Here is a 15961-nt window from a genome sequence, read left to right as displayed (position 1 = left end):
GGGTGGTCGTGTAGGCGGTTTAGTCGGCTCCAATGGAAGAAATGGTAGTATAACGAACAGCTATGCGATGGGTGCTGTGACTGGGCAGGATGAGGTAGGCGGTTTGGTCGGCTTCAATGGTGGTAGTATAACAAACAGTTATGCGATGGGTGCTGTGACTGGTCAGGATAAGGTAGGCGGTTTAGTCGGCTACAATGATGAGGATAGTATAACGATAACGAACAGTTATGCGATGGGTACTGTGACTGGGCAGGGTGGTCGTGTAGGCGGTTTAGTCGGTTCCAATTTTGGTAGTATAACGAACAGCTATGCGATGGGTGCTGTGACTGGGCAGGATAAGGTAGGCGGTTTAGTCGGAAATAATGTTGGTATTGGTAGTATAACGAACAGCTATGCGACAGGTGATGTGAGGGGACAGGGTAGTGTAGGTGGTTTAGTCGGCGACAATGATGGCAGTATAGCGAACAGCTATGCAACGGGTGATGTGACAGGAGGTATTCATGTAGGCGGCTTAATCGGCTTCAGAGATGGCAGTATAAAGAACAGTAGCCCTCAGAGCACTGAGGCACTGCAGTCACCTACTGCGGCAACCGGCATATATAGCGAATGGAGTACTGCCAACTGGGATTTTGGTAATTCATTGCAATATCCGGTGCTTAAATATACAAGAGGTCCTGATGACAACAATCCAGCCTGTGGTATATCCGGACAACCTAACTGTGGTGCTTTATTGCCTAGTTTTGATGCCAACTTAAGTGATTTGATGGTATCGGCAGGCATATTAAGTCAGCCCTTTAGTAGCGACATACAAGACTACACAGTGATGGTTGCCAATGCGACGAGAACGATAATAGTGACCCCGACAGCGAGACATCCGAGAGCAACTATCACAGTGAATAAAGATGCAGCGGCTAGTGGTCGTGCAAGTGGAAGCATTGCCTTAGCCGAAGGTGGCACAACGACGATTACAGTCGTAGTGACCGCCCAAGACGGCACTGAAAATACTTACACGATAGCAGTAAGTCGACCGCTGAGCAATGATGCGAGCTTAAGCGCATTGGAGGTGTCGGCAGGCATATTAAGCCCAGACTTTATGAGCGATATACAGAGTTATACAGTATCAGTAGCCAATACGATAACCACGATAACATTGACGCCGACAGCAAGTGATCCTGATGCGGGTATCACAGTGAATGGTGGCAGCGCAAGTAGTGGCATTCCATTAACCGCAGGTGAAGTCACCAAGATTACGGTGGTAGTGACCGCCCAAGACGGCACTACAAATACTTATACGATAGCAGTCAGCCGACCGCCGAGTAGTGATGCGAGTTTAAGTGACTTGACGGTGTCGACAGGCACATTAATGCCACCCTTTATGCGCGATACATTAGATTACACAGTTGAGGTTGCCAATGCGACAACCACGATAACGGTGACGCCGACAGCAAATCATCCGAGCGCAACTATCGCAGTTACAACGGGAACGATAACGGTGACGCCGACGGCGACTAATGCCGATGCAACTATCACGGTGGAGGCGGCAGAGGTAGAGAGTGGCAGCGCAAGTAGTGGCATTGCACTAGCCGCAGGTGAAGTCACCACGATTACGGTCGTAGTGACCGCCCAAGATGGCAAGACAAAGGAGCACTACATGATAGCAGTGACCCGACCACCTGCCGTCATCCGTGTCCGGGTTAAGGTTTTCTTGGAAGGTCCGCTACGCTAAGCCTGTAGGAATTGAATTTAGGGAGTTTTAGCCGCGGTATGGATATAATAGATTAGGAAATCACGGAAAAATAATGATGGAAAAGACTTTTCAAAAAAACTATATGACGAACTTAGTATTGCTATCTAAACGACAAGTAGCTTTCAGTTTTATTGTAATGCTCCTGATTGCCGCTACTATTTCTACGCCTGTAGTTGCGCAACCAAAGGTGATAGATAAAGTTGTTGCGGTGGTAGGTGATGTGGCAATTAGTTCGCGTGAGTTGGCTATGACTGTAGCGCGTGTCAGAGAGAACCTGAGTCGGCAAGAACAACAAATACCGCCACCTGATGTATTGGTTGCCAATGTTTTGGAACAGTTGATAGTTGTCAAGTTGCAGCTACAGGAGGCTAAACGACTAGGTATAGCGGTAGATGAAGTTGCTCTAGATAGTATGCTGGTGCGCATTGCTGAGAATAACGGTCAAACACTTGCCGAGATGAAGGCGCAAATAGAGCAACAGCAGGGTAGTTATAGCGAGATGCGCGAGTCAGTGCGTCAAGAATTAATCATCTCGCAGCTCAGACAGCAAGTGGTTGATGGAATACAGGTTTCTGATGCGGAAATAGAGACGAGTTTAAGGGAACTCAATGCTAAAACTTTATTTCGTTTTTCCTATTTGTCGGCGGAATTGCCAGAGATAGAAACCGAACGCGAGAAATTACGGTTGTGGTTTCAGCAGCTACGAAAAAAAATGTTATACGAGAACGATTTTTCAAAATTAGCTAAGGCTGCCTCCAAGAATGCTTCTGTCAGTTACAAAAAATCGGAACCTAGACGACTTAAGCAGTTACCCGAATTATTACAAGCAAAAGTGCTCAATATGAACATCGGAGATGTAACACAAATTATCAAAACCGCTGACCGAATTTATCTGTTCAGTCTAGACGACAAGCAAGCCGAGCAGCAACCGAGGATGGTTGAACAGCAATATCATATCCGCCATATATTGCTAAGAACCGATGCTATGAATTCCGATTCCTACATACGCAAGAAACTACTTGCTATCAAAAAGCGCATAGAAAATGGTGAGAGTTTTGAACTTCTGGCGAAGCGGTATTCTCAAGATCCCGGTAGTGGTTTCAAAGGAGGCGACCTCGGTTGGCTGCCTACGCAAGGTTTAGCGAAGGAGTTTGCACAGCAAGTAGAGCAAGCCACTCATGGTCAAGTGATAGGCCCTTTTGCGACCGAATTCGGACAGCATTTATTGGAAGTACTGGGTGAACGTAAACAAGATATCAGCGGCGATATACAACGGCAAAATATCATTGCTCAACTGCGTAGAGAAAAATCTGCAGAAGCGATAAACGAGTGGCTACTCAGGTTACGCGAAAGCCAACATATAGACATTAGACTTTGAGCGCAGCCAGCGTAGGATGAAAATTATTGCAATCACTGCTGGTGAACCGGCTGGTATAGGGCCGGATCTGTTAGTCACACTTGCCCACACGCCTATGCCCGATGTATCGCTGGTGATAATCGGCAACAACAGATCACTACTAGAACGCGCCAATCAAATTGGAAAATGCGTGACGATTGATAACTCTAGTATAAACCAACCACATCCCCATCTCGGCGATGGCGTGTTGAGCGTTGTTAATGTGCCACTAAAAACACCAGTTATCGCCGGCACGACTGACCCGTGCAACGCTCAGCAAGTGGTTGAGCAATTAAATATTGCTGTGCAGGGTTGTCGGACAGGTAAGTACGATGCTCTGGTTACCGCACCTGTCAATAAAGCGGCGATATGTCGAGCTGGTATTTCTTTTAGTGGCCATACTGAATACCTTGCTCAAGCTTGCCGATGCGATAGCGTGATGCTATTGGAGACTAAAGGTTTGCGCGTCGCTTTAGCAACCACCCATATCCCTCTGAGTGCAGTGCCGCAATCTATTTCTTATGCGTTATTGAAGGAGACAATCAACATACTGCACGACGATTTGAGCACCCGATTTAAGATAAATGCACCGCGCATTGCGGTCTGTGGATTAAACCCGCACGCTGGCGAACAAGGTTATCTAGGCAACGAAGAGAGCAAGGTGATAGCCCCAGCAATAAAAGCCTGTGCCGACGAAGGGATGAGCGTGTTCGGTCCGCTCTCCGCAGACACCGCGTTTACACCCGAACAGCTCGCCCAGTGCGATGTAGTTTTAGCAATGTATCACGATCAAGGTTTAGCAGTTATAAAAAGTATCGGCTTCCGCAATATCGTCAATATCACCTTAGGCTTACCTTTTGTGCGCACATCGGTTGACCACGGCACTGCTCTGGAATTGGCTGGTAGCGGTCGTGCCGATGCGCATAGTTTGTTATTGGCAGTGCGTCGTGCTATTGAGTTATCCTCATAAAACCGAATAGCTTTAGACTATGCTGTAGAAAAAATGTCTGGCAGTATATATAGTGTTATACAATACAAAGCAAATGAAATTCGGAAAGCCGAAAATAACTTGACGACGAGGTAATTATGACACAGATAGACGACAACACACGTACTCAATTAGAAGCTGCCGTGTATCGCAAATTAATCACACATTTACAAAATAAAACCGAAGTGCAAAATATAGATCTGATGAACTTAGCAGACTTCTGTAGGAATTGTTTGGCAAAGTGGTATGTTGCAGTAGCCGAAGAGCACAATATAAAGCTCGACTACGAGGATGCGCGCGAGATGATATACGGGATGCCTTATAAAGAATGGAAAGCACTTTATCAAAAGCCAATGACCGAGGAACAACAAGCAGCGTTAAAGAATCGTCAATCTCAATGACAACCGGTCTGAGCGACCGAGCTCTGTCGCGCTATAGCCGCCATATTCTATTGCCTCAAATAGGCATAGAAGGGCAAGAGAAATTACTGAAATCGCGAGTGCTCATCGTCGGTTTAGGCGGTCTGGGTTCATCTTCAGCAATGTATCTGGCGGCGAGCGGAGTAGGACATCTGCTGATAGCAGATCACGATTGTGTTGATCTAACAAATCTACAAAGACAACTGATACATAACAGCAGCAGCATTGATAGACGAAAAACCGAGTCTGCAAGAGAAACTTTATACCAGCTAAACCCCGACATCAAAGTCACGACTATAGATAAGAAAATGGATTTTAACTTTTTGCAAGAGCAAGTTGCGGATGTTGATGTAGTCATTGATGCCAGCGATAATTTTGAGGTACGTTATGCTATCAACGAAGCGTGCTGGCAAGCACGAAAGCCTTCGGTATACGGGGCTGCTATACGCATGGAAGGACAGATGAGCGTATTTGATGCTCGCAATCCCCACAGCCCATGCTACCAATGCCTTTATAACAAAGGGAGTTATGTCGACGAAAGTTGTGTTGCCAATGGGATTTTGTCGCCAGTAGTGGGTGTGGTCGGCAGTATACAAGCGATAGAGACAATAAAGATTTTACTGCAAATCAAAGACTCATTAGTTGGACGTTTGCTGTTGTTCGATGCACTGGCAATGAGTTGGCGAGAATTACGCTTGACCAAGAATGTTGGCTGCAAGGTCTGCGGTAGCGATGGATAAAGAGCAATCCGAACAAGAACCTCTGGAAGAACCTCTGGTAGAGGTTGAATATCAAGGTACGCGGATTACAGTGCTGGGTACTGCCCATGTATCCCAAGCTAGTTCCAATAAAGTAAGTGCGTTATTAAAAGGCGACGACTACGATTCGGTTGCAGTAGAACTTTGCCAGAGCCGCTATGACACACTGTTGTCACCTGATCGCTTTCTGAATATGGATTTGGCGCAAGTGATACGCCAACACAAAGTTTTTAGAGTGGTTGCGATATTAATTTTAGGCGGTTATCAGCAGCGTGTTGCCGAAAGTCTGGGAGTGGAGCCCGGTTTAGAGTTTAAGGAAGCATTGCGTATCGCTAAACAACGCAACTTGTCGCTGGCTATCGTTGATCGGGATATAGGCGTGACTTTTAAGCGACTATACGCCAGCTTATCGTGGTGGCGGAAGCTGGTGTTATTTAATACGCTGGTTGCCAGTTTGTTTTATACCGAAGAGGTTTCAGTAGAAGAAGTAGAGCGCATCAAGCAAGGCCGAACTCTAGAGGCTATGTTTGAACAAATACCGATGTCGCTGCGCAATCTTAAAAAGATATTGCTCGACGAGCGCGACACTTATATGGCTACCAAGGTCAAGCAATTTATCGACCATGATAAACCGAATTCTTTGCTGGCGATTGTCGGTGCTGCGCATCTGCCCGGTGTTGTCCGTCAATTAAAACAACCAAACGACAATGCTGAAGCAATCATCAGTGATCTTGAAACGGTGCCACCGCGTAAAAGAATTATCCGTCTACTACCGTGGCTGGTGGTCTTCGTGATACTTGCTGGTTTCGGCTACGGATTTACCAAAGAAGTACAACTAGGCTTTGAACTAGTGATTGATTGGATATTAATTAACGGTGGATTAGCTGCCGTCGGCGCGTTAATAGCCGCCGCCCACCCGCTGACTATAATTGCGGTGTTTTTTGCCGCACCGCTAACCTCTATTAATCCGACTGTTGGCGCCGGTATGGTGGCAGCTCTAGTCGAACTGTTTCTGAAAAAACCTCGCGTCTCCGATTTTGCTAACCTTAAAAAAGATACTGCGAAATGGTCGGGATGGCGACAGAATAGAGTAGCAAAAATTGCAATGATTTTTGTATTGAGTAGTATCGGTTCGGCAATTGGTACCTATATTGGCGGCTTCCATATCTATTCAACATTAATATCGCAGTAAATAAACATACGCTATACTATAAAGTTAACGTTTCATTTATGAACTGAACAGTAGTGCTATGTCGAGGAGGTTAGTATAACTTATGGATAAGCTAGCAAATAAGAACGGCAGTCGCTTTAATTGTGATAGATTGGAGCCGATTAAAGTTACGAGTACTTTAGAAGAAGATGTGATTGAAGGTTTATCCAAAGATGTCTTCAGTTTGCCGCCTAAATATTTTTACGATGATGAAGGCTCCGAGCTATTTGAACAGATATGTAATTCTAAGGACTATTACTTGACCCGAGAGGAGAGTAAACTTTTGCAGGAGCAAGCCGATTATCTGATAGGACAGACGCAACCTGACCATATCGTTGAGTTTGGCTGCGGCAAATCGGCTAAAATAAGATTTCTATTGAATGCTTGTGAGCGACAAGGTATTCGTTGTACCTTCTGGCCTATCGATATATGCTACGAAGCGATAAAGGATTTAAGCGACGAGTTATTATCTGCTTATCCGTGGTTGCATATCAACGCTTATGTTGGTGATTACCATGCCGGTTTTTCCAATATGGTATTACCTGAAGGTTGCTGTCTGGCTCTGTTTATGGGTAGTACCATCGGTAATTTTAATACTGCTCAGGCAACTGATTTTTTGCTAGAAATCAACAATCTACTGGGCGAAGAAGGCGTTTTATTACTGGGTGTAGACCGTCTTAAAGACGCCGATATATTAACCGCAGCTTACGACGATTCTGACGGAGCAACCGCGCGCTTTAATCTTAATTTGCTGAAGCGATTGAATCAGGAATTAGACGCCGATTTTGTTTGTGATAATTTTAAGCATCAAGCCACTTTTAACGAGCTCGACAGTCAAGTTGAAATGCGCTTAGTATCGGAGAAAGACCAGGAAATTTACTTTGCTAAACTCGGGCGGTCGATGAAACTACGCAAAGGAGAATCTATGTTAACCGAGATTAGCCGAAAATTCGACGATAAAAAATTGACCAAGCTACTGCATAAAGGAGGATTTAAGATAGAGCATCATATATCGGCTAAAAACGATATTTTTTCTCTACTGTTGGCAAGAGCTTTATGACATAACAATGACGGCTCGTATACTCATAGTGGATGATGACCCCGCTATCTGCGAGATGACGCATTTGATGCTCAAAGGAGAGGGTTATCAGTGCGAGTATGCTTTGAATGTTGATCAGGCAATAAAAAAAATAAATAACACCCTGCCTGATTTGCTATTGGTTGATTGGATGATGCCAAAGACCGATGGTATCGATTTGGTACTTTATTTGCGCAACCTGCCGGAAACTGCCGATATTCCTATTATTATGTTGACCGCTAAAGATAGAGAAAATGATAAGGTAAAAGCCTTGGAACTCGGTTGCGATGACTATATGGTTAAACCATTTTCAAAAGTAGAATTATCGGCGAGGATTAAAGCCCTGCTGAGGCGTACCAAGCCGCATAAACAACATAAAAAAATTAGTTTGGGTGTTTATAACATAGATCCTATGATGCATCGGTTCACGGTTGATAATCAAACTATCAATTTGAGTGCAACGGAGTTTCGTTTATTGTATTTTATGATGGTGAATAGCAATCAAGTCTTATCGCGTCCTAAAATACTCAGTCATGTTTGGGACCGCAACAAATATATAGAAGAACGAACCGTTGATGTGCATATTAAGCGATTGCGTAAACTTTTGCGGCAATACAATGCCGACCGTGTGATTGAAACGATTAGAGGAGTGGGCTATAGATTTGTACATGAACAATAACCCTAGAGATGAATCAGTTCATACGAAATAGCATACAGGCATTAATGCCGTATATAGCGGTTGCGCTGGTCTGTGGTTTAGTGTTTGGACATTTAGTTATCTTTTTGCTATTGGCGATACTCGCATTCACCATGAGTCAGCTGTTGCAGTTGTACTATTTACAAAAATGGTGTGCCGATCAATCTTCATCTCAATCGTCACCTATACCGTATACGAGACTGAACCGAATGTGGAAAAATCTCTACTTATTGCTTGACACTAGAATATACGATAAATCACCAACATCTGAATTAACGACCGATGAACTACGCAATACTAAACAGAGCGATTACGGTATTATTTTACTCAAAGAAAATAAAATTGAGTGGTTTAACGAGAAAGCTGGCGCACTGCTAAAGCTCAATGTAGATAAAGATATTGGCAACGATATAAACTATTTATTGCGCACGCCGATTTTTATCGACGAACTAGATAAAAGACATTATGCGGGAGAAATTATATTGGAGGATAGACAACCGCCGCTCGCCGTCTTTTTACTCCCCTACGGAGCGGAATATCTATGTCTCATAATGCGAGATATTTCTCGCTACACTGAAGCGATCGACACCAATAGAAAGTTGATAGCCAACCTGGCCCACGAATTACGCTCACCGCTGACTGTCATCCACGGTTATGTAGAGATATTAAAAAATACCAATACCAAGATTGAAGACGAGGACTTGAAAAAGATACTAGACAATATGCAAACTCAGGTTATACGCATGAAAGAACTGACCGACGACACCTTGAATGTGGCTTATTTAGAAAGTACTGAGTTGAGTGAGCAGGCTCAATCTCGCGTTGATGTGCCGGCCATGCTGCAATCAATATTGGATACTGTGAAGGTTGCCGAGCGACCGTGCCGCTTTAATACACGCATCGATAATTTTGTTTTGCACGGTAGCGCTTCCGAGTTACACAGTGTGTTTTCTAATCTCATTGATAATGCCACACGCCATTCACAATGCGCGGAGATAACCGTTGTATGGCGACGAGATAGACAGGCGGCTTATTTTGAAGTTATCGATCAAGGCATAGGCATCGCCGCCGACCATTTGCCGAAATTAAGCAAATGGTTTTACCGAGTGAGTGCGTCGCGTTCTGATGCACAAGGTAATACCGGCTTGGGTTTATCGATAGTCAAGCATGTGCTAGATAGACATCAGGCGACTCTGGAAATAGAGAGTGCGTTAGGCAAGGGTAGTATATTTAGATGTTGCTTCCCGTTATCAAGGATTAGAGCATAGTAATACGCCCGCTTGTTCTACCGCAGACACCGACTGATAAGATCGCCTAGCCGAAGCGACCGGTGATATATTGCTCAGTTAAGGTTTCTTTAGGGTTGGTGAATATCTCTTTGGTGTCGGATAATTCAATCAGCACACCTAAATGAAAATAAGCAGTGGTTTGCGAGACGCGTGCCGCTTGCTGCATGGAGTGGGTGACGATAGCGATAGTATAATTTTGTTTTAATTCGTCTATTAATTCTTCTATTTTAGCGGTTGCTATAGGATCTAGTGCTGAACACGGTTCGTCCATCAATACAACCTCAGGATTAATCGCGATCGCGCGTGCAATGCACAGTCGTTGCTGCTGTCCGCCGGATAAACCAGTGCCTGGTTCATCCAATCGGTCTTTTACTTCTTCCCACAAACCGGCTCTTTCTAAGCTGGTGCGGACAATCTCGTCTAGTTTTTGCTGCTCAGTGGCTAAGCCATGAATACGCGGACCATAAGCAATGTTATCGTATATTGACTTGGGGAACGGGTTGGGTTTTTGGAAGACCATACCCACCCGCGCTCGTAATTCTACGACATCTATACCGCGATGGATATCAATGGTGTTGAGCAATATCTCGCCAGTGACGCGGCAATCGTCTATGGTGTCGTTCATTCGATTAAGGCAACGCAAAAATGTTGATTTGCCGCAACCTGAAGGCCCTATCATTGCGATAACTTCGTTGCGTTTTATATCTAGGCTAACATCTTTGATAGCTTGTTTGCTACCGTAATATACATTTAAATTTTTTACACTGATACAAATATTGTTTTGTTGTTGCTTTGTCATGTCTCTCATTTAGTATTTAATTTCCAATACTTTTCTAGCCCATACCGCAAATAGATTCATGGCTACCAAAAATAGTAATAGCACTACTATTGCGCCTGCAGTGCGGTCTACAAAAGCGCGTTCTGGGCTATCGGCCCATAAATATATCTGCACTGGTAAAGCTGTGGCCGGATCAGTAATTGCACTAGGGACATCAACGATAAACGCCATCATCCCTATAATCAGTAATGGTGCGGTTTCACCCAGAGCTTGTGCCATACCTATAATGCTACCGGTTAATATACTCGGCATTGCTAAAGGTAATACATGGTGTAGTGTCGTTTGCATTTTGGATGCACCTACGGCGAGTGCCCCTTCGCGTATTGAAGGCGGTACTGATTTGAGTGCCGCACGGGCAGCGATAATAATCGTCGGCAATGTCATCAAACTTAAAACGAGACCGCCGACCAACGGTGTTGACCTAGGCAAGTTGAAGAAATTCAAGAAAATGACCAATCCTAGCAATCCAAATATTATCGAAGGAACAGCAGCGAGGTTATTGATATTAATCTCAATAAAGTCGGTATAACGATTTTTCGGAGCAAACTCTTCTAAATAAATTGCCGTTGCAATGCCGAGTGGGAAAGATATTAAAAATGCAACCAGCAATGCATAAAAAGAACCTACGATAGCCCCCAGTATGCCAGCTCGTTCCGGATCGCGCGAGTCGCCCTTGGTGAAGAAGTTGGTGTTAAATTTTAGTTTAATTCTGTCATCTGCCACCAGTTGCTCTGCCCACGCCACTTGCTGCTCACTGAGGCGAAATGTTCGTCTCTCAGTGGGTGAGTCGCCGCTTTTTATATAGCCATCGAGCTCGTCGTCAGCAAGGATATCCAGAGTCATTGTTTGTGCCTGTGCATCGGATCTTTGTGTATCAGATCTATTGGCGAGCATCTCGATAATCTCGTATTGTGCACCGCTACTGATCAATTTTCCTAACGATAGTCTATCAGTACGCGATTGAACATCGGGGAATAGTAAATAGAGTGCTTCTTTAGTTGCTTTTTGATAAGAACTGCTGGTCAGCGTACTGTCTTTTGATGACGGAATATTAATGTCTAATTCTATATAAGTTTGCTGAAAAGCATTTCTTGCTTGATAAATTAAGCCACCGATGATCATCACCAGTAAGGCAATGCCAAATAATGTGGTTAGCATCGCCATCAGTTTGAATAGCTGCTCTTTATAGTAGCGCCGCTTTAAGCTATGTTTTATCTGCTCTGTATAAGATATATTTTCCATCACTCGTATTGTTCTCGATATGTTTTTAAGATTTTTAATGCAACCACATTGAGCATCAATGTAGCTAAAAATAAAGTCAACCCTAAAGCGAATGCCGCTAGTGTTTTAGCACTATCAAATTCATGATCGCCGATCAGCAGGGCTACGATTTGTACAGTGACGGTCGTTGTGCTATCAAGAGGATTGCCGGTTAACTTCGCCGACATACCGGCTGCCATTACCACAATCATCGTCTCGCCTATAGCACGCGAAACGGCTAATAATATACCACCCATAATGCCAGGTATTGCAGCCGGTAGCACCACTTTGTTAATCGTCTCCGAGTGTGTGGCACCCAGTGCATACGAACTGTCGCGCAACGCTTTAGGCACTGCGTGCAGTGCGTCGTCGGTAAACGAACAGATAAACGGGATCAGCATAACTCCCATTGCCAAGCCTGCTGCCAGCGCACTTTCCGCTGAGGCTTGCAAGCCGAGTGCTTCGGCAGTGCTTTTGATAGAAGGTGCAAGCCACAGCACTGCGATAAAACCATACACCACGGTAGGGATGCCGGCCAAAATCTCAAGCAGAGGCTTGACTGAGTTTCTGACCCGCGATGTTGCATATTCGGCAAGAAAAATTGCCGACATCAAACCAACCGGCAGTGCCAGTGTCATCGCAATTATGGTAATTAATAAGGTGCCAGCAAATAACGGAATGGCGCCAAAAGCACCAGATGCCCCGACTTGATCGTCGCGTATTGCGGTTTGCGGACTCCAATGCAGGCTAAAAAATTCACTGATAGGTACCAAGTTAAAGAACTTAATCGACTCAAATAACACCGATACTACTATACCTATGGTAGTCAAAATAGCGATGATAGAAGCACTGATCAGCACCCAAGTCATCAGTTTTTCAACCGCTTTACGGGTGTTGTGTTGGCTATCGATGCACTGCCATCCCCAGGCTGCCCCTATCAGCAGCACTGCTGTGCAGGTGATCATCAGCACTGGGAAAGGGCTCGCATCTATCGCTTGCTTGATAGAAGCGGGCAAATAACTACCCCATAAAAACCACCCTAATAAAATAATCAGTGGTGGTATGCTGCTCCAAAGTGCGGTATGCCATGCATAATAGATAGGTGCCGATTTAGCAAAGCACTCAACATGGTTTTGCATTTGTATCGCTTTAGCACGCCGCCCGGCAATGATATAGATTAGCGTCGATGCCGATAGTAAAAGAATAATTAACTGTATATTACTCATTGCTATAGGTGATAAAAAATTGCCGAGTTTGCAATCGTAGATACTGCCGCTTATGGTACAAAATGTTTATCTAGATATTATGATTATCTAATTTGACAATTATATGACAAATCCGATTTTTTTATTAACACCCTTACTTTTATTACTTTATTGGCATATACTAGAAAGAATTTACGGTACTACAGAAAATATCAGTAGCATGAATGATAATCTACCCCAGCACAGCGTTGCCCAGTTTGAAAGAGAAATAAAAGAACTCAAGGGTTTAGTTTTGCGTATGGCAGGGGCAGTTGAACAGCGGGTGGCTACGGTAGTTGAGGCAATCGCCGAAGGCAATGCCGACCGCACTCAGTGGGTTATTGAATCGGATAGCGAGATTAATAACCTTGAGCGTCAGGTTGACGAAATGTGTGTCGGTATCATGGCACGCCGTCAACCAGTCGCAATAGATCTACGCCTATTAACCACCGCTCTGAAAATAAGCACCGACTTAGAACGAATCGGAGATGAAACTCAGCGCATCGCCCAAGTGATTAAAAAGTTAAATTTTTCGACTGCACCAGAGGAGATGAGGCAAACCTTCAGAGAACTTGGCGCACAGGTAATCTCCATGTTGCACGACGCAATAGATAGTTATGCACGCAACGATGTAGAATTGTCAACGCACACTTGTAAGCAAGACAGATATGCTGACCAGTCTTACCGAACTCTGCTCGAAGAACAGCTCCCTGAGTTCACCCGCAATAATATCTACCATATCCCTTATATACTAGATTTGGTATGGTGTGCCCGCAGTTTAGAGCGTATCGGTGATCACACTAAAAATGTAGCCGAACAGGTTATTTATATGGTTGAAGCGACCGATGTGCGCCACCGTAAAGTAAAATCACTGTCTAGTCATTAGGCTATACATTAGGCTATAGGGGTGCTTTGTAGCCAGTATGCGGTTATGCGCTACAGTGTGGTGCCGCAGAATGATGCCTGACTCAGTTTAGTTAAGGAGCAATTCCAATAACGCTTTTTGAGCGTGCAAGCGGTTGCCGGCTTCTTCCCACACCACGCTCTGTTCTCCGTCTATGACTTCGGCGGTAACTTCTTCGCCACGATGTGCCGGCAAGCAGTGCATAAATAATGCATCTGGTTTTGCATACGCCATGAGTTTTGCTGTGACTCGGTAATCTTTGAAATCGTGTAACCGTTTTTGTCTTTCCGCTTCTTGTCCCATGCTAGCCCAGACATCAGTCACCACCAAATCGGCGTCTTTAACTGCGGCATAGGGGTCGGTTGTCTTAGAGATAGATTGCTCGGTTTGTGTCGGCTGCACATAGTCTATTTGATAGCCCTTTGGGCTTGCGATAGTTAATTGAAAACCCAAAAGCATCGCCGCGTTGATATAAGAACGGCAAACATTGTTGCCATCTCCAACCCAGGCGACCGAGTGTCCTTTGATGTCGCCGCGCTTTTCAAAATAGGTCAGCATGTCGGCAAGCAGTTGGCAAGGATGACAGCCATCGCTTAAGCCATTGATTGTCGGCACCGTTGCGTAGCGAGCAAAAAGTTCCAGATCTTGGTGTGCTGTGGTACGAATCATCACTGCATCGACCATTTGCGATAAAACTCGCGCACTATCTTCTATGGTTTCACCACGACCTAGCTGACAATCTTTGCTATTTAGGAATATCGCACGACCGCCGAGGTGTGCCATTGCGGTCTCGAAAGAGACCCGAGTGCGAGTAGAAGGTTTTGCAAAGATCATTGCCAACATCTTGTTGTCAAGAGACTGGTTGTAGGGAGTTTTTTTGAGTGCTATCGCTCGTTCTATCAGTGCTCTAAACTCGTCGGCACGAAGATCACTAAGGGTTAAGAAGTGTCTAGGCTTGTTCATTTTTTTCGATATCGGCAAATGCTGCTGACAGTTTTTCAATTGCTTCGTCGGCTTCATTTTCTGTCAGTATTAGCGGTGGTAGTAAGCGCACCACGCTTTGCGCAGTTAGATTGATTAGCAAACCATATTTCAACGCAGTGCTCACTATATTAGGATAAAGTTTCGCTAGTTCTATACCGACCATCAAGCCGCGACCGCGAATCTCGCGAATATTTTCTGAGCTTAGTTTTTTTTTGAGGTTGGTCAAAAGATAATCTCCTATTTTTGCCGCTTGCTGGCATAATTTATCCTTTTCTATTGTTTCTAAAACAGCTATCGCAGCTCGGCAAGCGAGCGGGTTACCGCCAAAGGTAGAACCGTGCAGACCAGGTTGAAATAGTTGTGCGATTTCTTTTTTTGCCAGGCACGCACCAATAGGCACGCCGTTGCCCAGAGCCTTTGCGGTCGTCATAATATCGGGCTCGATGCCGCTGTGTTGATAGCAATACCAACGACCCGTTCTGCCGACACCGCTTTGCACTTCGTCGAGTATCAAAAGTAAATTGTATTGGTCGCAAAGTTCGCGTACTGCGCTTAAATAATCGTCGGGTGCAATCCGTATACCGCCTTCCCCTTGCACCGGTTCGAGTATCACCGCAGCAAGATTATCCTCACTTTTAATCAGCGCTTTTAGGCTGTCTATGTCGGCGTATGGAATTTGTCTAAATCCGGCAAGTAGTGGTGCGTAGTGCTTGTCATCAGGTTTCGTAGCACTCCAAGTAGCCATCGTACGTCCGTGGAAACCTTGTTGCATGCTCGCAATGAGCGGTTTTTCATTCCCTTGTTCGTGGGCGTGTAGGCGCACCAGTTTAATTGCAGCCTCGTTTGCTTCGCTACCAGAATTACAAAAGAATACCGCGTCCATGCCGCTTATAGAGACCAACTTAGCAGCTAATTTTTCTTGCAGTTCAATTCTATAAAGGTTCGATGTATGTAGCAGTCGGTCAGCTTGATAGTGTATTGCCGCCGCGACTGCTGGATGTGCGTGTCCTAAACCACATACTGCAATACCCGAAATCATATCCAGATAATGTCGCCCGTGTTGATCCGACAACCTACATCCGTTACCTTCAGAGAACACTATTTCTAATCGATTGTAGTTCGGCATCAACATAATAGCAATATCAAACT

General features: G+C 44.8%; 15 protein-coding genes. 10 read left to right on the top strand and 5 right to left on the bottom strand.

The genetic code is table 11. The features are described 5' to 3' along the window. The 9 genes from GDA45_06685 to GDA45_06645 form a co-directional block, all read left to right on the top strand. Positions 1-1726 (top strand): cadherin-like beta sandwich domain-containing protein (locus GDA45_06685; protein ID MBC6414548.1); only part of this gene is annotated, 1726 nt, incomplete at its 5' end. A gap of 73 nt (positions 1727-1799) precedes the next feature. Then, positions 1800-3125, top strand: coding sequence for a peptidylprolyl isomerase (locus tag GDA45_06680; GenBank protein ID MBC6414547.1), 1326 nt, complete (start codon positions 1800-1802; stop codon positions 3123-3125). 16 nt (positions 3126-3141) lie between these two features. After that, complete coding sequence (gene pdxA / locus GDA45_06675; protein MBC6414546.1) at positions 3142-4113, top strand: 4-hydroxythreonine-4-phosphate dehydrogenase PdxA; 972 nt, start codon at positions 3142-3144, stop codon at positions 4111-4113. Positions 4114-4238: 125 nt separating this feature from the next. Further along, positions 4239-4532, top strand: coding sequence for a DUF1244 domain-containing protein (locus tag GDA45_06670; GenBank protein MBC6414545.1), 294 nt, complete (start codon positions 4239-4241; stop codon positions 4530-4532). A gap of 8 nt (positions 4533-4540) precedes the next feature. Next, entirely contained in the window at positions 4541-5290 is a 750-nt protein-coding gene (gene moeB / locus GDA45_06665; GenBank protein ID MBC6414544.1) for a molybdopterin-synthase adenylyltransferase MoeB, read from the top strand. Beyond that, a complete protein-coding gene (locus GDA45_06660) occupies positions 5283-6500 on the top strand; it encodes a TraB/GumN family protein (protein ID MBC6414543.1) in 1218 nt (405 codons plus the stop codon). Before moeB ends, GDA45_06660 begins: the two co-directional genes overlap by 8 nt. An 82-nt stretch (positions 6501-6582) precedes the next feature. Further along, the gene (egtD, locus tag GDA45_06655) at positions 6583-7578 is read left to right on the top strand and encodes an L-histidine N(alpha)-methyltransferase (protein ID MBC6414542.1); all 996 of its coding nucleotides are present in this window, start codon (positions 6583-6585) and stop codon (positions 7576-7578) included. Positions 7579-7585: 7 nt separating this feature from the next. Further along, positions 7586-8275, top strand: coding sequence for a response regulator (locus GDA45_06650; protein MBC6414541.1), 690 nt, complete (start codon positions 7586-7588; stop codon positions 8273-8275). Positions 8276-8283: 8 nt separating this feature from the next. Next, positions 8284-9561 carry a GHKL domain-containing protein gene (locus tag GDA45_06645; protein ID MBC6414540.1) on the top strand — a complete coding sequence of 426 codons (1278 nt, stop codon included), beginning with the start codon at positions 8284-8286 and terminating at the stop codon, positions 9559-9561. A gap of 46 nt (positions 9562-9607) precedes the next feature. Here the strand turns inward: GDA45_06645 and GDA45_06640 are convergent, their stop codons facing one another. From GDA45_06640 to pstC, 3 genes are read right to left on the bottom strand one after another with little or no spacing between them, the layout of a single operon-like run. After that, complete coding sequence (locus GDA45_06640; protein MBC6414539.1) at positions 9608-10390, bottom strand: phosphate ABC transporter ATP-binding protein; 783 nt, start codon at positions 10388-10390, stop codon at positions 9608-9610. Further along, positions 10391-11662: a phosphate ABC transporter permease PstA gene (gene pstA, locus GDA45_06635; GenBank protein ID MBC6414538.1), complete on the bottom strand. Its 1272-nt coding sequence runs from the start codon at positions 11660-11662 to the stop codon at positions 10391-10393. Continuing rightward, positions 11662-12906 carry a phosphate ABC transporter permease subunit PstC gene (gene pstC / locus GDA45_06630; GenBank protein MBC6414537.1) on the bottom strand — a complete coding sequence of 415 codons (1245 nt, stop codon included), beginning with the start codon at positions 12904-12906 and terminating at the stop codon, positions 11662-11664. Before pstC ends, pstA begins: the two co-directional genes overlap by 1 nt. A gap of 103 nt (positions 12907-13009) precedes the next feature. On the opposite strand from pstC, the gene phoU reads away from it, so the two are divergent. After that, positions 13010-13810 (top strand): phosphate signaling complex protein PhoU, encoded by an 801-nt coding sequence (phoU, locus tag GDA45_06625; GenBank protein ID MBC6414536.1) that lies wholly within the window; start codon positions 13010-13012, stop codon positions 13808-13810. Positions 13811-13897: 87 nt separating this feature from the next. Here the strand turns inward: phoU and argF are convergent, their stop codons facing one another. Next, positions 13898-14791 carry an ornithine carbamoyltransferase gene (gene argF / locus GDA45_06620; protein ID MBC6414535.1) on the bottom strand — a complete coding sequence of 298 codons (894 nt, stop codon included), beginning with the start codon at positions 14789-14791 and terminating at the stop codon, positions 13898-13900. Then, positions 14778-15953 (bottom strand): aspartate aminotransferase family protein, encoded by a 1176-nt coding sequence (locus GDA45_06615; protein MBC6414534.1) that lies wholly within the window; start codon positions 15951-15953, stop codon positions 14778-14780. The genes argF and GDA45_06615 overlap by 14 nt, the downstream gene beginning before the upstream one ends. Between the last annotated feature and the right edge of the window lie 8 nt (positions 15954-15961).

The organism is Chromatiales bacterium (assembly GCA_014323925.1).
In the GTDB taxonomy this organism is placed as follows: Bacteria; Pseudomonadota; Gammaproteobacteria; order Poriferisulfidales; family Oxydemutatoraceae; genus SP5GCR1.
This window is presented reverse-complemented; position numbering and strand designations above follow the sequence as displayed.